Source organism: Prosthecobacter sp. (genome assembly GCF_044222565.1).
Classification (GTDB): Bacteria; Verrucomicrobiota; Verrucomicrobiia; order Verrucomicrobiales; family Verrucomicrobiaceae; genus Prosthecobacter.
This window is the reverse complement of record NZ_JBGANA010000001.1, coordinates 331,938-351,938: the sequence shown is the minus strand read 5'-3', so window position 1 is coordinate 351,938 and position 20,001 is coordinate 331,938. Positions and strand designations below refer to the sequence as shown.

Sequence of the window (20,001 nt, the reverse complement as noted above, 5' to 3'; positions counted from 1 at the left end):
AGTGTCCGCCACTTGAACCCGACCGACGCCATCCGACCAGCCCACGCCGAAATCAACCTCGGCGCCATCGTTCACAACTATGACGCCATCCGCGCCCATGTCGGCATGGCGCAGGTGATGCCTGTGGTGAAGGCGAATGCCTACGGGCACGGTCTCGTGGAGGTGGCGCGACGCCTGTTGCATCATGGCGCTCCATGTTTTGGGGTGGCTCTGCTGGAGGAGGCGGTGACATTACGCCAGGCGGGCATCTCAGTGCCAATTCTGGTCTTCGGTGGCGTGGCCACGCGGCAGATTCCGCAGTTCATTGCCCATGACTTGATGATGGCCGCGTCATCCATCGACAAACTGCGGCAGATTGATGAAGCGGCGGCCGCGGCGAAAAAGAAGGCGCGCGTGCACCTGAAGATCGACACCGGCATGGAGCGCATCGGGGTGCACTGGTACAGCGCGCAAAAGCTGCTGGAAGCCAGCCTGACCTTCACTCACGTGGAGGTCGCGGGCATCTACTCGCACTTTGCCAATTCCGACTCCGCGGACCTCGCCGGCGCTCGCGAGCAGCTCTCCCGCTTCCTCGAAGTGCTGGAGTTCTATTCAAAACGCAGCCTTCAGCCCCCCGTGCGCCACATCGCCAATTCCGGCGGCATCCTTCAGCTCCCCGAAAGTCACCTCGATCTCGTCCGTCCAGGCATCATGCTCTATGGAGTGTATCCCTCCAAGGAAGTGCGTCAGACCATCGCCCTCCAGCCCGCCCTCAGTTGGAAATCTCAGGTGGTTTTTTTCAAAGTCGTGCAACCCGGCAGCCCTGTAAGCTACGGCGGTACCTGGACCACAGACCATCAGGTGCGCGTCGTCACCGTGCCCGTCGGTTATGGAGACGGCTATTTTCGTGCGCTCTCCAATCGCGGCTCAGTCCTCATTCGTGGCCAGCGCCATCCCATCGTCGGACGCGTCTGCATGGACCAGTTCATGGTCAATCTCGAATGGGGAACCGCTTACAATGGCGATGCCGTCACCCTCATTGGCAGCGATGGCACTGAAACCATCACTGCCCAGGATGTGGCGGACTGGGCAGGCACTATTCCTTATGAGGTCCTGACCAACATCAACTCGCGGGTTCCGCGTGTTTACGATTAATGCCTTGCAATCGGCCCCTGAAGGCCGCAACGAAGGGGCGGGATGCGATGGCGTGTTCCGCCCGCATGAATGAACCTTATTATCTTTGATCTCGAAACTACCGGCCTGTTGCCCGCCCAGCACGAGATCATTCAGATAGCGGCAATGAAGGTGACCGGCGGCCGCTGGACCGAAGGCGAGTGTTTTGACAGCTACGTGAAGCCGGAGAATCGCATTCCCTCCTTCATCACCAAGCTGACTGGCATCACGCAGGCGCATGTGGCTGATGCTCCCTCTCCCGTCGATGTGCTGATGCAGTTCTCCCGTTTCGTCGGTGAGGATGCGACCTTGATCGCCCACAATGGCATTCGTTTCGACATGCGCTTCATCGCCGAGCACTGCAAACGCCACGCCGTTCCCGTGCGCGAAACCAGCGCCCTCGACTCGCGTGATTTTTCCCGCAAGATCTGGGGTGGCAAAGGCGGACATGGCTTGGACGCGGTTCTTGGCCGGGTGGGGGTTTCCAGCAAAGGCATGAAACGCCACGACGCGCGCGTCGATGTACAGCTTTTGGCACGCGCTGTTCAATACATGTGGGAGCGTCTCACGCCGAGCGTGACCAGCTGCCCAGTGGCCCTTTCAGCAGGGCTGATTCCCGCCCTCGATAACGTTTGAAGGACATAAAAAAGAGCCGGATTGAACTCCGGCTCTTTTCCTTCTTCACTTTTTTCGGCCAATCCCTCAGGACTCAGACCGCCCGCTCCAGCTTCTCATCAATACGTGCCACCAGCGTGTCGAGCAGTTCACCATTGCCAAAGCGTTCGATGACACCGGCCAGGAAACCTTCGATGATCAGCTTGCGGCTTTCACTGTCGCTGATGCCGCGGGCTTTGAGATAGAAGAGTTCCTCATCACTGATCGGTCCGCTCGTGGCACCATGGCTGCACTTCACCTGGTCCGCGCTGATCTCCAGCCCCGGCAGGCTTGTCGCCTCGGCTTCGTTGCTGTTGAGCAGATTGCGGCATGTCTGGTACGCGTCCGTGTAGTGCGCGCCTTCATCCACCGTGATGAGTCCGCTGAAGATGCTGCGGGACTTGCCATACAGCGCGTTCTTGTACAGGAGATCGCTGCTGGCATGCGGGGCCTTGTGGTTCTGCAGCGTGCGCTGGTCCACGACCTGCTCGCCAATGGGCAGAGACACGCTCAGCATGTCGCTGCGTGAGCCTTCGCCAATGAGATCGCTCACGCTCTCGCTGCGGCTGAAGCTCGCACCTAGCTGCACCTGAAAGCTCTTCACGGCGGCATCACGCCCGGCGACGATGCTGGAAAGGTGCAGTGCCTGCGCGTCGTCCGCCAGTTCCTGGCAAGCCGCATACGTGATTTTGCTGCCGCGCCCGCCCACAAGATCGGCAATCGCGATGCTCAATCCGCCTTCGCCATCGAGGCTCCGGTAATGGTCCACCACGCTCACCTCGGCGTTGTCGCCAGTGACAATCAGCGTGTGCGGGAAGATGGCGGCATGATCGCCCACCACCCAGTGGAAAATCTCCACCGGCTTTTCGACCGCCACGTTCTTTGGTACGATGACCACCGTGCCCGCCTTCACATGCGCCAGATGCAGCGCCGCAAATTTTGCGGATCCCAGCGTCATCTCACGCTGCATGAAGTGCTGCTTCAGCACCTCGCCATGGTCTCGCAACGCTTCCGCGAAAGTCACGCACACCACGCCCGCAGGCAGTCCGCTCGTTTCAGACTCCACCAGCACGTCGTTCACAAAAACAAAACGCGCCGCACGCTCTTTAAGCCCCTGCGTCGCTGCGAGTGCTGCCGCTGTGTTCTGAGCCGTTGGCGCGGCGGCAGGCTTGTGATCCGCCAACTCTATCTTCTTCGAGTTGGAGTAGCGCCAGTTCTCATCCTTCAGGCCAGGCATCGGCAGCTTTTGAAATTCAGTCCACGCGGCTTCCGAACGGGCGAGAAACCAGCCAGGTGCGGAGTTTTCATCGCGCACAGGCACGGTGATTTCGAGGCCGGAAGGGGAGGGAGTTTCGGGATCTTGAGGCACTGGGACAGAAGTGTTTTTGGAGACTGGTGCAAGAGTGGCGGACATGGGAGAAGCGGGGAGTACTTAAATACAGCGGGTTTGATCAGCCGACGCTGCCTTCCATTTCGAGATCAATGAGGCGCTTCAGTTCCACGCTGTATTCCATCGGGAATTCTTTGGCGAGGTCGTTGATGAAGCCGTTGACCGAAAGACTCATGGCCTCGGCCTCGGTCAGGCCGCGCTGCATGAGGTAGAAAATCTGGTCCGCGCTCACCTGGCTCACGCTGGCCTCGTGCTGTGTGGAGTGCTGATTGCCACGCACGCTGATCGCTGGGTAGGTGTCCGTGTGGCTGTTGGCGTTGATCAGCAGCGCATCGCACTCGGTGTTGTTCTTGCAGCCCTTGAGGTGCTTGGGGATGTGAACCAGCCCGCGATACGTGCTGCGGCCCTGGCCGATGGAGATGGATTTGGAGATGACGTTGCTCGTCGTATCATCAGCTGCGTGCACCATCTTGGCACCCGTATCCTGATGCTGGCCGCTGTTGGCCAGAGCAATGCTGATCACCTCGCCGCGGGCGCGCTTGCCCTTCATGATCACACCCGGGTACTTCATCGTCAGGCGGCTGCCGATGTTGCAGTCGATCCACTTCACCACCGCGTCCTCATGCGCGATGCCGCGCTTGGTGACGAGGTTGAAAACATTGCTGCTCCAGTTCTGCACCGTCACATACTGGATCTTGGCGCCCTTCATGGCCACCAACTCCACCACCGCGCTGTGCAGGGTGGCGGTTTCAAACTTCGGCGCTGTGCAGCCTTCCATGTACATCACTTCAGAGCCTTCGTCAGCAATGATGAGCGTGCGCTCAAACTGGCCGAACTGCTCGCTGTTGATGCGGAAGTACGCCTGCAGCGGATGGCTCACCTTCACACCCGGCGGCACATAGATGAAGCTGCCACCAGAAAACACCGCGCTGTTCAGCGCCGAGAACTTGTTGTCTCCCGTCGGAATGACCTTGCCGAACCACTTTTTGAAGATCTCCGGGTACTTGTGCAGCCCTTCCGTGCTGTTCACAAAGATCACACCCTGCTCTTCCACGGCCGCCTTGATGTTCGAGTAGGCGGCTTCGGAGTCATACTGCGCCTCCACACCAGCCAGGAACTTGCGCTCCTGCTCAGGAATGCCCAGGCGGTCAAAGGTCTTCTTCACATCTTCCGGCACATCATCCCACGAGCGCTTCGGCTTCTGTCCGTCGCTCAGGTAGTAGCGGAATTCGTCAAACTTGATGTTCTCCAGATCCTTCGTCGCCCAGTGCGTTGGCATCGGCTTTTCATTGAAGACCTTCAGCGCTTTATGCCGAAACTCCCGGATCCAGTCCGGATCGTTCTTCACGTCCGCGATGAAATCGACGGTCTTCTCCGTGATGCCAAAGCCGGAGTCATACTTGTTGCGCTCGGGGAAGGTGAAATTCCCCGTGTTGTCGACCTTGATGTCGGAGATGTCCGAGGCGGGTTTCAGTGCACTTAGGCGGCGGCCAGCATCTCCTCCTTCACCCAGTCATAACCTTTCTCTTCAAGCTCGAGCGCCAGTTCCTTGCCGCCGGTGTGAACGATCTGGCCGTCCATCAGCACATGCACGATGTCGGGCTGGATGTAGTTCAGCAGACGCTGGTAGTGGGTGATCACCAAAAATCCACGGTTCTCGCTGCGCATGGCGTTCACGCCGCGGGACACGATCTTGAGCGCGTCGATGTCCAGGCCTGAGTCCGTCTCATCCAGGATCGCATACTTCGGCTCCAGCATCATGAGTTGCAGGATCTCATTGCGTTTCTTCTCACCGCCGGAGAAGCCTTCATTCACGCTGCGACTGGTAAAGCTGCGGTCCATCTCCAGCTGGTCCATGCGCGCGTAGAGCTGCTTGTAAAACTTGATCGCATCAATGTCCTCGCCCTTCGGCAGCCGGGCCTTCAGCGCGGCGCGCAGAAAGTTCGCATTGCTTACGCCCGGGATCTCATGCGGATATTGGAAGGCCAGAAAGAGCCCCGCGCGGCTGCGCGCATCCACCGCCATGTCGAGAATATTTTCGCCATCCAGCAGGACTTCGCCGCTCGTGACTTCATAGTCTTCATGACCGCAAAGAACTTTGCTCAGCGTGCTTTTGCCAGAACCGTTCGGTCCCATGATGGCATGGACTTCACCGGGGTTGATCGTGAGGTTCAGGCCTTTGAGGATTTCGCGACCGGGGATCTGAGCGTGGAGGGCTTTAATTTCGAGGGACATGTGGGGGGAAATGGGGAGTTTTATGATTTGGCCGCGCAGGCCGAGCAGGTGCCGTGGATGGCCAGGTCAGTGCGGGCGACCTTGGTTCCTGCGGGCAGGTTCCAAAATTTGGCGGGGTCAAAGTCCGCCGCCGGATGAGCGTCGATCACCTTGCCGCACTTCTCGCAGTGGAAATGGACATGCTCATGCAGGTTCGCGCAGTAGCGGGACTGGCCGCGCTCCAGATGCACCAGCTTGATCAGGCCCGCGGTGGTCAGGTGCTCCAGGCAATTGTAAACCGTGGCCAGAGACATTCCGGGGCTGCGGCTTTTCACCCGGTCCAAAATGTCGTAGGCCGTAGGGTGATCCGTCGAGGAGGCGAGCACTTCGAAAACCTCACGCCGGTGTGGCGTCAGGCGTACGTCCGAACCCAGCACGGCAAGACGGCAGTCCAGACCGGAAGGTTTGGACGGAGTGCGGTTTGGGGTAGGGGGCATGGCATCTTTAGAATTAGAATGATTCTAACTGGATTGGGTACGCCCTTTTGGCAAGCGGGGATGCCGTTTTCGGCAAAAATTCTTTGCTCCAAATCACGCCAAACCGCCCTCCGCATGCTACAACCTGTCCTCATGACACGCTCCCACGCCGAAGACCTCCCCTGGACGCAGCAAACCTCTCCGAAAGGCAAATACAGCCTCGCCCGCCGGGCGCTCTCCATCGCCGCAGGCGGCCAGAAAGACACCGGCACCTGGGGTGGCGGGCATCCCTTTGACGTTGAGATTCAGCGCCTTGCGCCCGGGAAGATCAATTTCCCCTTCCACGCGCATTCAGCGCAGTGGGAGGCCTATTACATCCTCAGTGGCAGCGGCCAAATGCGCACCCCAAAAGGCAAAGAAGCCGTCAAAGCAGGCGACTACCTCGTTTTCCCACCCGACGAGGCCCATCAGCTGATCAACACCAGCTCGGAAGACCTGACTTTCATCGTCATCGCCGATCAGCCGCAGGCGGACGTCATTCACTACCCTGACTCCGGCAAATGGATGGCCAAGCCGCACAAAAAATCCTTCGAGATGCAGGAAGTCGAATACTTCAAAGGCGAGGAGTAGGCGCAATCTTTGCGCAAGTATTGCAATGTGAAGTTCTCCAGGTGCTGGCATGCTGAAGCATGAAGCGACTTCTGCTTTGCGCCTTTCTCGCCCTGGGGGCCTCATGCACCCAGCAAACTTGGAGCGACCAGTCGGCGTCTGGTAGTCCGGGATCCGGCACTTGGGGACCTGCGCTCACCGTTCTGGAGCACCAGTGCGTCCACTGCCACGGCGACAACCGCCTCTCCAGCATGCCGCCGATCAACGACACGCAGGCTCTTTCGAAGCTCATCGGCTCCCACTGGATCGTGCCCGGGAAGCCTCAGGTCAGCCGATTCTTCCAGGTCGTGACCTTCCCGGATGAAATTCCCGGAGCCATGCCACCGAGCGGCCATGCCATCTCTGCGAAGGATGTCCAAATTCTGAGTGATTGGATCAAAGCCGGTGCCCGTCTGCCGGCTCAAAGGATCAAACTCAAGCCGCAGGGACCTCTGCCACGCTCAACGTGATTTAAGTGTGCAGCTTGCCACGTCCGTGCGCCAGCTCCCTGAGCAGATCCAGCTGGATCTGCTGAACCTCCATCAGCTTCGTGGCGTGCTGGTGCAGCAGGTAGTCCATCTTTTCGTGCAGGTGCCGGATCTCCAGCTCGGCCTTCAGATTGATCTTATAGTCACCTTCCGCGTGCTGGCGGTCGCGTGCCTCCTGCCGGTTCTGGCTCATCATGATCACCGGTGCCTGCAGTGACGCCAGAAAGGACAGCATCAGGTTCAGCAGAATAAAAGGGTAGGGGTCAAACGGCTGCTTCAGCAGCACCCCGGCATTGACCACAATCCACAGAACCAGGAAAAGACAGAAGGAAATGATGAAACTCCAGCTCCCGCCAAACGCTGCTATCTTGTCCGCCAGCCGTTCGCCAAAGGTGAGCTTCTGATCCTCCTCCGTCTCGGAGAGCGGGCGTTCGCTCAGCACCTCGTGCTTGTGCAGGCTCTCCACCACTTCCTCGTCCAGCCGCGTCAGGTCCCCCACCTGCGTCTCCAGCAGAGTGCGCATGTACTCCAGCCGCGCAGCGTTCACGGCATCAGGGCTCACCCGCGAATCATCCGCCAGTTCAGGGTGCCGGTTGCGTAGTGTGCTGGCTATGTTCGGCCGCAATTCCCGAAGAACCAGCAGCTTGGAAACCGGCTGCGATTTGCCGGTGACGGCGCAGATCCCTTGAGCGGAGGCTTTCGTGCGAATGGATTCCATACCCGATAATACATCACCCGTGAATTCGTCATTCGGAATTCATCCTTGCTAATTCTTAGTTCGTGTGTTTTATACACTATATATGCTAAATCCTCCGCATGCCTCCCCGCCTCCAGCCTCTCATTCCCGCAGGTGGATGAAGGCGCTGGTCAGGAATGCAGCGGGCGTGAGCTGCCTTGAGAAACCTCTGCCTGCACTGGCGGCACCCCATGATGTGCTCATCAAAGTATCTCGCGCCGCGATCTGCCGCACGGATGTTTACGCCGCTCAGGGCCTCATCCCCGTCGCGGAGGGGCGTGTACTCGGCCACGAGTTCACCGGCGTGATCGAGGCCGTAGGGGACGCTGTCTCGCGTTTCAAAACAGGCGACCGCGTGGTGGTCAATCCGCTTCTCTCCTGCGGAGCCTGCTCAGAATGCAGCGCACTGCGTCCCCATGATTGCGCGAATGCCGCCTTTCTCGGCATTCACCAGGACGGCGCCTTTGCCCAATGGATCGTGGTTCGAGAATCCCAAGTTTCTGCGCTGGCAGATGAAATCAACGACGCCGTCGGCGCTTATGCAGAACCTCTCGCCGCCACCATGGCAATGCTGGATGCAAGACTGCCACCCGCAGGAAAGATCGCCGTCACGGGTGTGGGGCGTATCGCAGAGCTGACGCACTTCATTCTGGAAGATCATGGCTACGCCGCCCAACTCGTGCGGTCAGGTGCTGGACGCGAAGGTGAATTTGATGCCGTGGTGGAGACAGATCTCTCCAGTGCCAATGCGGAGGCAACTATGCGCATGCTGCGGCCCGGCGGCCTGCTCGTTTTGAAAAGCCGCACGCCTGCCGCTCTGGTCCTGCCCCCGCTGCTCTGCATCACCCGGCGCCTGCGCATTCAGTGCGTCCACTACGCCGCCTTTGACCGCGCCATGAGCTATCTCGGCAGATGTGCGCCCAGGCTGGCAGGCTTTGTCGGCAGCGAATGGTCGTTGGACGATCACGTGCCGGCCTTTGCCGCGGCTTGCGCCGATGAAGCATTGAAAATCTACTTCAAACCCAACGGCTGAAATTCATGTGCGGAATCGCGGCCATCTACCATTCGCAGGCTGACGCGCTTCGGCCGCGCCTGCAGGCTGCTTTGAGCGCCATGCGCCATCGCGGGCCTGATGGCTCGGGGATCTGGCTCTCAGATCATGCTTCGGTCGGCCTCGGCTCCGTGCGCCTGGCGGTCATGGGACTCGCGGATGGCCGTCAGCCGCTCAGCAACGAGTCCGCCACCATCCACGCCGTGGTGAATGGTGAATTCTACGACTTCGAGCGCCTGCGCTCCGTCCTCGAATCGCGCGGCCACATTTTCGCCACTCACAGCGACAGCGAGCTGCTCGTGCATCTCTACGAGGAGCACGGGCTGGACTGCCTGCGCCATCTGCGCGGTGAGTTTGCCTTCCTGCTCTGGGACGAGCCAAACCGCCGCCTCATCGCCGCACGCGATCGCTTTGGCATCAAGCCCCTGCACTTTGCGCATAGTGGTGGCGAGTGGGTGTTCGCCTCGGAAATCAAGGCGCTGCTCGCGGCCGGAGTCGCGCCCCGTTGGGATGAGTCCGCCCTGCTGCAATCTCTCGCTCACCAGTACCTGCGCCCACGTGAAACTCTCTTTGCCGGCGTGCATCAAATCCCGCCCGCCCACATGCTCGTGCTCGATGAAAACGGCGCACGCGAAAGCTGCTACTGGCAGCCTTCCTTTGAGCCGGACGCCAGCATCACACCCGCCGACGTGCGTGCCGCCTTTGAAGAAGCCGTGCATCTGCGCCTCCGCAGCGATGTCCCCGTGGCCTGCGCCCTCAGCGGTGGCCTGGACTCCACAGCAGTCGCGGCGCTGACTGCGCAGCGCGGCCCGGTGGATTGCTTCTGCGTTCGCTTCGATGCTCCCGGCTACGATGAAGGCCCGCAGGTGCGCGCTGATGCCCTGCCGCAATTCCGCATCCACGAGGTTCCCGTGTCGCGCGAAGATCTGGTTACCCATCTGCCTGCCGCTGTGCATCAATCCGAAGGCTTGGCGATCAATGGCCAACTCGTCGGCAAGCACCTGCTCGCGCGTGCCATTCACGCATCTGACTTCAAAGTCGTGCTCGCAGGCGAAGGCGCTGACGAAGCCTTCCTCGGCTACTCTCATTTGCAACAGGACCACACCGGCACCGCCGCCGCATTCGCATTGCAGCGCGGCGTCATGCTCCCCGCCGAGGGCGAAGCCGAAGAGCAATGGAGCAGTCCTTCCTGGCTCCCTGCGCTGCCCACCTTCCTTCGCGCCAAGCTCGCCACCGGCAGGCACTTCGCCGCGCTCTCGCGCGAGCCATTCGACTCCCAGCGCATTCTCGACGGCACGCTCGCTGAGATGGACCGCACGCTGGCCCCGCCCGCACGGCAAAGCGCCTGGCTCTGGACGCGCATGTCTCTCGCGCAATACATCCTGCGCACGCTCGGCGATGGCGCGGAGATGGGCCACTCCATCGAAGCACGCCTTCCCTTCCTGGATCATGTTTTGTTTGAACTCGCCGCACGCATTCCCGCGCAGGCGCTGCTCAGCCCGGACAGCTCCAAGATCATGCTGCGCGAGGCCCTGCGCGGCTTGGTGCCAGAGGCCGTGCGTCTCCGACCCAAACATCCATTTCTCGCCCCTCCGCTTTCGCATGATCCGCAGACGAGGGACTTCATTCAGGACACCCTGCACAGCACCGCCTGTCGCAACCTGCCGTTGCTGGATCATCGCGCCGTTCTCGCCTGGAGCGCGCGGCTCGAAACTCTCCAGGAGGCTGAGCGCACCCGGCTTGATCCCGTGCTCATGCAACTCCTCACCGCGACCCTCCTTCATCAAACCTACCACATGACATGAACACGCTCACAACCCCGCCCTGGTGGGAGACATTCTACGATGAAAACCTTGCCGACATGCTGCTGGAGCAAACCAGTGCGGCAGAGATCGAAAAATCCGCCCACTTTCTCATCCAGCATCTCCACCTGCAGCCCGGCGCTTCGGTGCTGGACCAATGCTGCGGCTCCGGCCGCCTCACCTGGGAGTTCGCTCGTCGCGGCTATGCCATGCGCGGCATGGACCTCATTCCCATTTACATTGAGCGGGCAAAAAAGCGCGAAGGCACCACTGAGAATGCGCCGTCATTCGAAGTCGCGGACGCTTTCGTTTTCAAAGCGGACCCGCCATGCGATGCCGTGTTCAATTGGTGGACGAGCTTTGGCTATGCCGAATCAGACGACACCAATCAGCTCATGCTGCGTCGCGCCTGGGAGTCGCTGCGCGCAGGCGGCTTTTACGCGCTCGATTTCATGAACGTGCCCGGCCTCTACCGCCATTTCCTGCCGCACGTCATCACCCGCAACGGCGAAGTCACCCTCATTCGCGAAAGCACCCTGGATCTCTCCGCCAACGTCATCCGCAAGCAGTGGACCTACTTTCTTCCAGATGGCCGCCGCGTTGTTCACCACAGTTCGGTGCGGTTGTATGATCCGGCAGCACTCCGCCGGCTCTTCGAAGGTGCTGGATTTACCGACGTGACGTTTTTCGGCGATGTGGACGCCTCGCCCCTCACGCTCAGCAGCCCCCGTTGCATCGTCATCGCCCGCAAACCTCTATGAACAGTCCCTTCTTCCAAACAGTTCTTCCAGCGGACAATCTCACCATGCGTCAGCAGGTCTTTGATGGCGCGGTATTTCTCAAGCCCGCGGATGCCTCCTCGAAGTCCCTCGTGGCTCGTGTGATCGGCCTCATGCAGGAGCATCTCGGACTGGAAGACATCCGCTCGGCTCACCTCCATCTCAGTGCGGAGGAAATGTTCTCTCGCATCGGCGCGCTGCGCCGCATCGTTTATCTCGATGCGGAGTTCCATCAGCGTGTGCGCGATGTGGTGGCGGAGTGCGGTTTGGATCCCGCTCGCGTGGCCTTTGATCCCATCCGCCTGCGCGTGGTGCAGCCAGGCGGCCATCGCAATCCCCTCGCCGCGCCCGTGTATTATCCTCATCGCGATACCTGGTATGCGCATTCACAGAGTATGATCGTGTGGTGGGTGCCCCTCCATGATCTGCAGCCGGAGGAGACCTTTGTCTTTTATCCCGATCAGCTCGCGCAGCCTGTGGCCAATGATTCCGAGATCTTTGATTATTCCGACTGGATCAAGGACGGCCCGGCGCTGAAAATCGGCTGGCAAAAACGCGACTCCGGCGTCACCGCAAAGTACCCTGGGTCGCTGGAAAAAACGATGCCCGCTCATGCCGAAGGCTTCTCCTGCCGTGCTGGAGAGCACCTCATCTTCTCCGGCGCTCATTATCACAAGACCCTCCCGCATGATCTCGAGCGCACGCGTTACAGTCTCGATTTCCGCGTGGTGCATCTAGATGACGTGGCCGCAGGCCGCGGCGCGCCGAATGCGGACAACCGCTCGCGCGGCAGCACTCTCCCTGACTATGTGCAGCCCTGACGCCACCCGTTCCTTCGTCTGGAATCTGGCCCGTGTGGTCGAGGCGCATGCGGGAAACATCGCCATCGAAACCGCACAGGGCGAAGCTCTCACCTACGCCCAGCTTTGGCGGCGTGCGCTGGAACTGCGGGCGCACATGGAGCAGCACGGCGTGACGCCAGGCTCCACGGTGGGCATTCTTCTGCCACGATCGCCCGATTTTGTGGCCAGCATCATTGCCGTCTGGCTCTGTGAAGCAGTGGCTCTGCCGCTCGATGTGCGCACACCCGCAATGCGCCTTCAGCAAATGAAGGAGCAAGCGGCCCCAGTCTTTGTGCTGCATGAAAAAGCCGCCGTTCTTTCGGCACCCATCCGCGAAGCCATTCCTACCACCAACCTCAATGCCCCGGCCTACTTGATCTACACCTCCGGTTCAACCGGCCAGCCCAAAGGCGTGCTCGTCTCTCACGCCGGACTCACCGCCGTGCTGGCGGCGCAGATCGCGCTGTTTCAGATCACTCCGCAAAGCCGCTGCCTCTGGATGCATGGCACCAGTTTTGATGCCTCGCTTTCAGACATCGGTACCGCACTGCTCGCCGGTGCCGCTCTGTGTTTTGACACGCAGCAGCCCCATGATCTGACCTTGTTCCAGCGCATGCGCATCACCCACGTCGATCTGCCGCCTGCCCTGCTGCCCTACCTCGATAACAATGCCGTCCTGCAAACCATCATCATCGGCGGCGAGGTCTGCGCAGCTTCAGTGATTCGAAAATGGGCCTCCCGCACACGCCTTATCAATGTTTATGGCCCCACCGAGGCCACCATATGCACCAGCATGATCGTCTGCGATGCGCACTGGGAACGCCCATGGATTGGCCATCCCATTCCCGGAGTCACCTACACCGTCTGTGATGACTCCGGGCGCGAACTCCCCGCAGGCACACCCGGAGAACTGCGCATCTCCGGTGCCCCAGTGGCGCTCGGCTATCCGTGGCTGCCGGAACTCTCCGCCCATCGTTTTGTCGATGGCGGCAAAACCTATCGCACCGGCGATCTCGTCGTCAGGCATGACAACGGTGGCTACGAATTTCTCGGGCGCGTGGATCGCCAGTTCAAGCTCAACGGCCGCCTCATCTGCCCGGAGGAAGTGGAGCGCGTGCTGCTGGAAACCGGCCGCGTCAAGCGTGCTCACGTTTTGCCCTGGAGTCGTGGTCCACGCATGCTGCTCGCCGCCTGTGTCGAATCAACCGCAGACACCGCCACACTTCGCGCGCTGCTCGAGCCCCGACTCCCTAGCTGGATGATTCCTTCCGCCTGGCTGGTCACTGACACCATCCCATGTCTTCCCAACGGCAAGCCTGATTCCGCTGCCATACAGTCTGCCTTGTCAGAGACGACAGGCATCAAGACCGCCACTTCTTTCTCCTCAGATGAAGAGCTCGTGCGCCAGCTTTTTGCCCAGAGTCTGCAGCTTGCGGACATCGGCCTGAACGAAGATTTTTTCACCGCTCTGGGCGGCGATTCACTCGCCGTCGTCTCACTCATGGCGCTCGCGGCTGAGCGTGGCGTCCCTCTGCCAGCAGATGCGATCCATCGTGGCCGCACCGTGGCCGGTGTTGCTCGCCTGATCCATGAAAACGCCACCGAAGCGATGTCACGCGAGGCCTTGCAGAGCAGGTTGCACCTGGATCTCACCTTTCAATCCGCTGCTGTATCATCGCCGCAGTGCATTTTAGTCATCGGTGCCACAGGCTTTCTCGGCACCGCTCTGCTGCCCAGACTGTCCGGTCGCGTGCTCGCCATGTCTCGCGGCGGCACTCTGCGCGGGGATGTGCGGCTGGAGCGCTTCGGCTGGGATGAAGCACAGTGGCAGCAGCTCGCCTCCGAGGTGGACACGGTCATCCATCTCGCGGCAGATGTGCGGTTGTTTGCCCCCTATGCGGACCTGGAACCCACTCAGGTCAACGGCACTCTGAACGTTCTTCGCTTTTGCGCCACAGGCCGCGCAAAGACTCTGCACTATGCATCCACACTCTCGGTCTTTGTAGACGCCGACCCGCCGGAATCATGCTGCCGTGAAGACGACCTGCGCCGGGACATCGTACAGGTGCACGGCGGATACGCGCAGACCAAATGGGCCGCCGAGCAGCTTGTGTTGCAGGCCCGCGAGTGTGGACTCCGCACAGCCGTTTACCGCCTGGGCCTTCTCTCTCTGAACACAGAAACAGGGCAGGGGCCTGCCCTCGACTGGCTCACCCTGGCCCTGCCAGGACTGGTTCACATGCCTGCGGACGCTGCGCTGGAGTTTGACCTCACACCGGTGGATTTCGCAGCACGGGTCATGGCCTGTTTGATTCTGCGTAATGCCGAAGGCATCTTTCACATCGCCAATCCCAAGCCAGCAACGCAGGCGGATCTCGCCCAGCTTCATTCCGAGCAGCCTTCAAACGCAGTCTCCGCGCTGGCAGGCCACAGCTCTCATCGCTCGCTCAATCTTTTCAAAAGCACCGGTGTCCGCTTTGACATGCGCAACACCACACGCGCCATCGCTGGCAGCGGCATCGAGTTTCCAGACATCACCACGGATTACTTGCGCAGATGTTTGCGCCATGCAGAACTCTCCGCCACCGCCATGACACACCCTGCACAGACCGGCATGCTGCTGGGCAAGTTCCTCCCGCCTCACTTCGGTCACGTCTATCTCGGCGACTTCGCCCGGCACTTTGTCAAAGAGCTTACCATCGTGGTCGGCACACTCCAGCGTGAGCCGATTCCCGGCCACCTGCGCTTTGAGTGGATGCGCCAGCTTTTCCCCGGCGTGAATGTGGTGCATCTCGATGAAGAACTGCCACAGGATCCTTCCGAGCACCCCGACTTCTGGCACCTGTGGCAGACCGCATTGCAGCGCATTCTGCCCTGCCGCCCCGAAGTGATCTTTGCCTCCGAACCCTACGGCCAAAAACTCGCCGAAGTCCTCGGCGGTCGTTTCATTCCCGTAAACCCAGACCGCAGCATTCGCCCCGTCAGTGGCACCGCCGTGCGTGCAGATCCCTTCAAACACTGGGACCTCATTCCTCCACCGGTGCGCGCCTGGTATGCGAAGCGCGTCTGTATCTTCGGTCCCGAGTCCACGGGCAAATCCACGCTCACGCAAAATCTGGCCGCGCATTTTCAAACGCTGGCCGTGCCTGAATACGCCCGCACTTTACTCGAATGGCGTGACGGCAGGCTCGATCTCGCGGACCTCCCTGACATCGCACGCGGTCAGGCTGCGAGCGAGGATGCTCTAGCACCCCACGCTAACCGCCTGCTTTTCACCGATACCGACCCCCTCGCCACCTGTGTGTGGTCTGAGTTCATGTTTGGCCACACCGATCCCGCCGTCACCGCTCTCGCGGAGTCACGCCGCGCCGACCTCTATCTCCTCACAGATGTCGATGTTCCCTGGGTGCCCGATGTGGTGCGTTATCTTCCCAATGACGGCGCAAAATTCCTGGAGCGCTGCGAGCAGGCGCTAATCGCCACGAACCGCCCCTATGTGAAAATCAGCGGCTCTTGGGAGCAGCGCATGCAGACGGCCGTGGCGGCGGTGGAAACGATGATGGCAAAACAATAATCGCAGTTCGCGATTTTCGGTTTCTGCCTAAAGTCGCCGCCCCCATGCCGCATATCAGCTACCCCGCAGATCTTCCCATCACGGCCCGCCGTGAAGAGATCGTCGCGGCCATCCGCCAAAATCAGGTCGTCATTCTTGCTGGCGAAACTGGCTCCGGCAAAACCACGCAGCTTCCCAAGATGTGCCTCGAAGCTCTGCAGGATGTGCGCGGCCAAATCGGCTGCACCCAGCCGCGACGTGTCGCCGCCATGAGCGTGTCCAAACGTGTGGCGGAAGAGCTGAACGTACCATGGGGCCGTGAAGTCGGCTGCAAGATGCGCTTCAGCGACGACACCAGCCGTGACACCCGCATCAAATTCATGACGGACGGCATCCTCCTCGCCGAGATCCAGAGCGATCCCATGCTCCGGGCCTACTCCGTCCTTATTCTTGATGAAGCGCACGAGCGCTCTCTGAACATCGACTTCCTCCTCGGCTACCTCGTCGGCCTGCTCAAAAAACGGCCCGACCTCAAGCTCCTAGTCACCTCCGCCACCATCGATACCGAGGCCTTCTCCGCCGCCTTTGGCGGTGCTCCCATCATCGAAGTCTCAGGCCGCCTCTATCCCGTCGATATTCGTTACGCTCCACTCCTCGGCGGCGAAGACGATTACGGCTTCATCGACGGCGCCGTCGCCGCTGTGGAAAACGCCCTCATCGAAACCGACGACGGCGACGTCCTCGTCTTCATGCCCACCGAGCGCGACATCCGCGATACACGCGATCTTCTCGATGGCCGTCTCGGCGCGGGCTTCGAAGTCCTTGCCCTCTTCGGCCGCATGGCTTCCGCCGAGCAGCAGCGCATCTTCCAGCCCGGTCGCAAACGGCGCGTCGTCATCGCCACCAACGTCGCCGAAACCTCCATCACCATCCCGCGCATTCGCTACGTGGTGGACACCGGCCTCGCCCGTATCAGCCGCTACAATCCCCGCACCCGCACCAAGCGCCTGCCCGTTGAGGCCGTCTCTCAGAGCAGCGCCAATCAGCGCGCGGGCCGTGCAGGTCGTGTACAGGACGGCATCTGCATCCGCCTCTATTCGCAGGAGGATTTTGAAGAGCGCGACCGCTTCACCATGCCGGAGATTCAGCGCGCCAATCTCGCTGAAGTCATTCTCCGCATGAAGGCCTTCAAGCTTGGCGAGATCGAAGACTTCCCCTTCATCAATCCCCCCGTCAGCGCCGCCATCCGCGCCGGTTACGATCTCCTTCACGAACTCGGCTCCCTCAGCGAAACCCACGAGCTAACCTCACTCGGCCGCGAACTCGCCCGTCTTCCACTCGATCCCACCCTCGGTCGCATGCTCCTGCAGGCCCGCATCGAGAAAGCTCTGCCCGAACTCCTCATCATCGCCGCCGGCCTCAGCATCCCCGATCCCCGCGAGCGCCCCGAAGAAAAGCGCGAGATGGCCGCTGCCGCACACAAAGCCTTCGCCGCACCTGAGTCCGACTTCCTCACTCTCCTCAAAATCTGGAGCGCCGCCCCCGAGCCAACTGGCAACTCCCGCAACGCCCTCCGCAAATTCTGCAAAGGCAGCTTCCTCTCCTTCACCCGCATGCAGGAGTGGCGCGACGTGTGGAAGCAGCTCTGCGACTCCTTCAGCGACGATCTGCGCCAGCCCGCGCCGCCTGCCACGGACGACGCCATCCACCGCAGCATCCTCGCCGCGCAGCTTGGCCACATCGCCATGAAGGAGGAGCGCAATCTCTACAAGGCCGCGGGCAATCGCGAAGTCTCCGTCTTCCCCGGCTCCAATCTCTACGAACGTCGCGACAAAAACGGCAAGGGCAAGCCCGGCCAGGGACAAGACAAAGGCCGCCAGCCGCTCTGGATCGTCGCTGGAGAAATCGTCCACACCTCGCAGCTCTTCGCGCGTACGCTTGCCAAAATCGATCCCAACTGGATCGCCGAACTCGGCGCGCATCTCTGCCAGTTCAAATACAGCGAGCCGCATTGGAACCTCAAAGCCGGTCGTGTCCTCGTCACTCAGCGCGTGCTCATCCACGGCTTGGTGGTAAAGAGCCACCACATTGACTTCCTCAAGGTGGATGCCGTCGCCGCCACGCAGATGTTCATCCGCGCCGCTCTCATCGACAGCCAGGAAGTACCCATCACACTGCGCTTCTACGCTCACAACAACAAGCTGCGCCAGAAGATCGAGACCATGCTCACGCGCGTGCGCAGCAATCGCGTTTATGCCATCGAGGAGCGCCTCTTCCGCTTCTATGACGCCCGCATCAAAAACGTCTCGTCCATTCACGACCTCAACCGCCTCGTCAAAGAGCACATCGAAGAAAAGCCCGACTTCCTCTGCGCCACCGAGCACGACCTCACCGCCGGTGAAGACTTTGAAGCCGACCTGCAGATGTTCCCCGATCAGGTCGCCCTCGGCAACACTGCACTCCCTCTCTCCTACAACTATCAGCCCGGCGAAGAACACGATGGCGTCACCGTTCGCGTGCCTGCTCAGCTCGCTGGTCACCTCACCAGCGGCCAGATCCAGTGGATGGTCCCCGGCATCCGCGAAGAACTCGCCAACGTCATGCTGCGCGCGCTTCCAAAAGTCATCCGCCGCCAGTTGATGCCCATCGATCCCAAAGCCCGCGAGATCGCCGGGTCTTTCGATCCCGGCCGCGACGATTTCCTCACCGCTCTCGCCGATTTCATCACCCGCCACTATCGCATCCACGTCCGTGCCGAAGACTGGCCGCCGCAAAGCCTGCCCGCCCATTTGCAGCCGCGCGTGGAGGTGCTCGATCCCAAGAAGAACACCGTCATCGCCGCCAGCCGCGACCTCGACTCCATCCGCACCACCATGCAGAAGCAGGACCCGCGCTCAGACGCCTGGGACAAACTCCTGCCTCGCGTCGAACGCTTCGCGCTCAAGTCCTGGTCCTTTGGCGACCTTCCCGAAACCATCGTCGTCGAAGAACTCAACGGCACACCCATCCTCGGCTACCTCGGCCTCGTCCTGCGTGACAACGAGATCGACGTCCGCGTCTTCCGCACCTCCGCCGAAGCCGCCCGCGGCACTCCCGCCGCCGTGCGCAAACTCGCCGAAAACACTCTCAGCAAAGACCTCGCCTGGCTCCCCAAAGAGCTCCGCAGCATCAGCGGCCCCGCTATCAAGCCTCAGCAGCCCGCCAGCTTCCAGGCCGCCCTCACTCAGCTCAATGCACCCGCAGCCACTCCCGCATCCAATCTCGCCCAGCAGGCCCACGAGCACATCCTCGCCCACATGCTGCGCTTGCAGCCCACCTTTCCGCTTACCGAAGCGCGCTTCTTTAAACTCTGCGAAACCGTCCGCCGCGAGCTTCCCGCCGTCACCCATAAAGTGAAGGCCCTCTTCACTCAGATCCACGACCTCCGCACCAAGCTCCTCGCCCTTCCCAAACGCTACCCCGGCCTCGAACAAGACGTCGCCCGCCTCATCCCCGCCGATCTCCTCGCCACCACCTCGCACGAGCAGCTTCAGCATCTCCCGCGCTATCTAAAAGCCATCCAGATCCGCAACGAACGCTGCCTCGCCAATCCCGCCAAAGACATCGATAAATACAACCTTATCGCCGACTTCGATGGCTGGCAGTCCCACATCCCCAAATCCCAGCACGAAACCTTCCGCTGGATGCTCGAAGAATACCGCGTCCAGGTATTCGCCCAGGAACTCGGCACCGCCCAGCCCGTCAGCGCCAAACGCCTGCAGGCCATGTGGGTCTAAAAAAGTAGCCTTGTTCCTGAGGAACAAGAAATGCCATCAACTGGTATATGGCTCGAAAATGTCCACGACCTCCCTGGGAGCGCGGCACTCCGATGCCGCAGCGTTCCGCAAACACACGGTCTTCCGCCCTCCTCCTCACCCTCTCTTCCTCGCCTCCTTGCACCTCCGGTCCAGCGTCTTCACATCACCCCTGTCCAAGATCGTGAAATTCCCGCCGGACACACTCCGTACCGTCACCCCGATCGCGCTCATGCTTCCCAGACGCTCACACTCCTGGTCATAAGTGCGGATCCATCCGCCTTCCACCGTCACAAAGAAGTCCGAGGTAAAGCCCGCCACCTCCACACGCGTGTTTGGCATGCGGCCCACGCACTCGCTGTTTTCATCATAGACCCGGACCTGGCCGTCTTTGTTTTCAATATTCGAAATCGCCATGCAAT

The 20,001-nt window shown here is 60.8% G+C and carries 16 protein-coding genes; 10 read left to right on the top strand and 6 right to left on the bottom strand.

Annotated elements, in window-relative coordinates; genetic code table 11:
• The first annotated feature begins 12 nt into the window (after nt 1-12).
• Nucleotides 13-1,134: an alanine racemase gene (alr, locus tag ACILSR_RS01370; RefSeq protein ID WP_395747923.1), complete on the top strand. Its 1,122-nt coding sequence runs from the start codon at nt 13-15 to the stop codon at nt 1,132-1,134.
• A 69-nt stretch (nt 1,135-1,203) separates the two neighbouring features.
• Nucleotides 1,204-1,788, top strand: a complete 585-nt coding sequence (locus ACILSR_RS01365; protein WP_395747922.1) for a PolC-type DNA polymerase III — start codon at nt 1,204-1,206, stop codon at nt 1,786-1,788.
• A 73-nt stretch (nt 1,789-1,861) separates the two neighbouring features.
• Here ACILSR_RS01365 and sufD read toward each other — a convergent pair whose 3' ends face one another.
• From sufD to ACILSR_RS01345, 4 genes are read right to left on the bottom strand one after another with little or no spacing between them, the layout of a single operon-like run.
• Nucleotides 1,862-3,220, bottom strand: coding sequence for a Fe-S cluster assembly protein SufD (gene sufD / locus ACILSR_RS01360; RefSeq protein ID WP_395747921.1), 1,359 nt, complete (start codon nt 3,218-3,220; stop codon nt 1,862-1,864).
• Between the two features lie 37 nt (nt 3,221-3,257).
• The gene (sufB, locus tag ACILSR_RS01355; RefSeq protein ID WP_395748113.1) at nt 3,258-4,652 is read right to left on the bottom strand and encodes a Fe-S cluster assembly protein SufB; all 1,395 of its coding nucleotides are present in this window, start codon (nt 4,650-4,652) and stop codon (nt 3,258-3,260) included.
• Nucleotides 4,653-4,675: 23 nt separating this feature from the next.
• Nucleotides 4,676-5,431, bottom strand: a complete 756-nt coding sequence (gene sufC, locus ACILSR_RS01350) for a Fe-S cluster assembly ATPase SufC (RefSeq protein ID WP_395747920.1) — start codon at nt 5,429-5,431, stop codon at nt 4,676-4,678.
• Nucleotides 5,432-5,451: 20 nt separating this feature from the next.
• Entirely contained in the window at nt 5,452-5,907 is a 456-nt protein-coding gene (locus ACILSR_RS01345; RefSeq protein ID WP_395747919.1) for a Fur family transcriptional regulator, read from the bottom strand.
• A 132-nt stretch (nt 5,908-6,039) separates the two neighbouring features.
• Here ACILSR_RS01345 and ACILSR_RS01340 point away from each other — a divergent pair, with 132 nt between their 5' ends.
• Both ACILSR_RS01340 and ACILSR_RS01335 read left to right on the top strand, forming a co-directional pair.
• The gene (locus ACILSR_RS01340) at nt 6,040-6,516 is read left to right on the top strand and encodes a cupin domain-containing protein (RefSeq protein ID WP_395747918.1); all 477 of its coding nucleotides are present in this window, start codon (nt 6,040-6,042) and stop codon (nt 6,514-6,516) included.
• A 59-nt stretch (nt 6,517-6,575) separates the two neighbouring features.
• A complete protein-coding gene (locus ACILSR_RS01335; RefSeq protein ID WP_395747917.1) occupies nt 6,576-7,004 on the top strand; it encodes a hypothetical protein in 429 nt (142 codons plus the stop codon).
• A gap of 1 nt (nt 7,005) precedes the next feature.
• Here ACILSR_RS01335 and ACILSR_RS01330 read toward each other — a convergent pair whose 3' ends face one another.
• Nucleotides 7,006-7,740, bottom strand: a complete 735-nt coding sequence (locus ACILSR_RS01330; RefSeq protein WP_395747916.1) for a DUF1003 domain-containing protein — start codon at nt 7,738-7,740, stop codon at nt 7,006-7,008.
• 136 nt (nt 7,741-7,876) lie between these two features.
• On the opposite strand from ACILSR_RS01330, the gene ACILSR_RS01325 reads away from it, so the two are divergent.
• Genes ACILSR_RS01325 through hrpA form a run of 6 tightly spaced genes read left to right on the top strand, consistent with a single transcriptional unit; the run spans nt 7,877 to nt 19,561 of the window.
• Nucleotides 7,877-8,791 carry a zinc-binding dehydrogenase gene (locus ACILSR_RS01325; RefSeq protein ID WP_395747915.1) on the top strand — a complete coding sequence of 305 codons (915 nt, stop codon included), beginning with the start codon at nt 7,877-7,879 and terminating at the stop codon, nt 8,789-8,791.
• A gap of 5 nt (nt 8,792-8,796) precedes the next feature.
• The gene (asnB, locus tag ACILSR_RS01320; RefSeq protein ID WP_395747914.1) at nt 8,797-10,614 is read left to right on the top strand and encodes an asparagine synthase (glutamine-hydrolyzing); all 1,818 of its coding nucleotides are present in this window, start codon (nt 8,797-8,799) and stop codon (nt 10,612-10,614) included.
• On the top strand, nt 10,611-11,372 hold the full coding sequence (locus ACILSR_RS01315; RefSeq protein ID WP_395747913.1) for a class I SAM-dependent methyltransferase: 762 nt from the start codon (nt 10,611-10,613) through the stop codon (nt 11,370-11,372). Before asnB ends, ACILSR_RS01315 begins: the two co-directional genes overlap by 4 nt.
• The gene (locus tag ACILSR_RS01310; RefSeq protein ID WP_395747912.1) at nt 11,369-12,211 is read left to right on the top strand and encodes a hypothetical protein; all 843 of its coding nucleotides are present in this window, start codon (nt 11,369-11,371) and stop codon (nt 12,209-12,211) included. Before ACILSR_RS01315 ends, ACILSR_RS01310 begins: the two co-directional genes overlap by 4 nt.
• A complete protein-coding gene (locus ACILSR_RS01305; protein ID WP_395747911.1) occupies nt 12,198-15,806 on the top strand; it encodes an AMP-binding protein in 3,609 nt (1,202 codons plus the stop codon). The genes ACILSR_RS01310 and ACILSR_RS01305 overlap by 14 nt, the downstream gene beginning before the upstream one ends.
• A gap of 44 nt (nt 15,807-15,850) precedes the next feature.
• On the top strand, nt 15,851-19,561 hold the full coding sequence (gene hrpA, locus ACILSR_RS01300; RefSeq protein ID WP_395747910.1) for an ATP-dependent RNA helicase HrpA: 3,711 nt from the start codon (nt 15,851-15,853) through the stop codon (nt 19,559-19,561).
• 135 nt (nt 19,562-19,696) lie between these two features.
• On the opposite strand, the gene ACILSR_RS01295 is transcribed toward hrpA, so the two are convergent.
• Nucleotides 19,697-19,996, bottom strand: coding sequence for a hypothetical protein (locus tag ACILSR_RS01295; protein ID WP_395747909.1), 300 nt, complete (start codon nt 19,994-19,996; stop codon nt 19,697-19,699).
• Nucleotides 19,997-20,001: the final 5 nt, after the last annotated feature.

What these genes read in the sequence shown, in the direction of transcription:
- ACILSR_RS01365 (WP_395747922.1), top strand. Translation starts at nt 1,204, where the DNA reads ATGAACCTTATTATCTTTGATCTCGAAACTACCGGCCTGTTGCCCGCC.
- sufD (WP_395747921.1), bottom strand. Translation starts at nt 3,220, where the DNA reads ATGTCCGCCACTCTTGCACCAGTCTCCAAAAACACTTCTGTCCCAGTG.
- sufC (WP_395747920.1), bottom strand. Translation starts at nt 5,431, where the DNA reads ATGTCCCTCGAAATTAAAGCCCTCCACGCTCAGATCCCCGGTCGCGAA.
- ACILSR_RS01345 (WP_395747919.1), bottom strand. Translation starts at nt 5,907, where the DNA reads ATGCCCCCTACCCCAAACCGCACTCCGTCCAAACCTTCCGGTCTGGAC.
- ACILSR_RS01340 (WP_395747918.1), top strand. Translation starts at nt 6,040, where the DNA reads ATGACACGCTCCCACGCCGAAGACCTCCCCTGGACGCAGCAAACCTCT.
- ACILSR_RS01335 (WP_395747917.1), top strand. Translation starts at nt 6,576, where the DNA reads ATGAAGCGACTTCTGCTTTGCGCCTTTCTCGCCCTGGGGGCCTCATGC.
- ACILSR_RS01330 (WP_395747916.1), bottom strand. Translation starts at nt 7,740, where the DNA reads ATGGAATCCATTCGCACGAAAGCCTCCGCTCAAGGGATCTGCGCCGTC.
- ACILSR_RS01325 (WP_395747915.1), top strand. Translation starts at nt 7,877, where the DNA reads ATGAAGGCGCTGGTCAGGAATGCAGCGGGCGTGAGCTGCCTTGAGAAA.
- asnB (WP_395747914.1), top strand. Translation starts at nt 8,797, where the DNA reads ATGTGCGGAATCGCGGCCATCTACCATTCGCAGGCTGACGCGCTTCGG.
- ACILSR_RS01315 (WP_395747913.1), top strand. Translation starts at nt 10,611, where the DNA reads ATGAACACGCTCACAACCCCGCCCTGGTGGGAGACATTCTACGATGAA.
- ACILSR_RS01310 (WP_395747912.1), top strand. Translation starts at nt 11,369, where the DNA reads ATGAACAGTCCCTTCTTCCAAACAGTTCTTCCAGCGGACAATCTCACC.
- ACILSR_RS01305 (WP_395747911.1), top strand. Translation starts at nt 12,198, where the DNA reads ATGTGCAGCCCTGACGCCACCCGTTCCTTCGTCTGGAATCTGGCCCGT.
- hrpA (WP_395747910.1), top strand. Translation starts at nt 15,851, where the DNA reads ATGCCGCATATCAGCTACCCCGCAGATCTTCCCATCACGGCCCGCCGT.
- ACILSR_RS01295 (WP_395747909.1), bottom strand. Translation starts at nt 19,996, where the DNA reads ATGGCGATTTCGAATATTGAAAACAAAGACGGCCAGGTCCGGGTCTAT.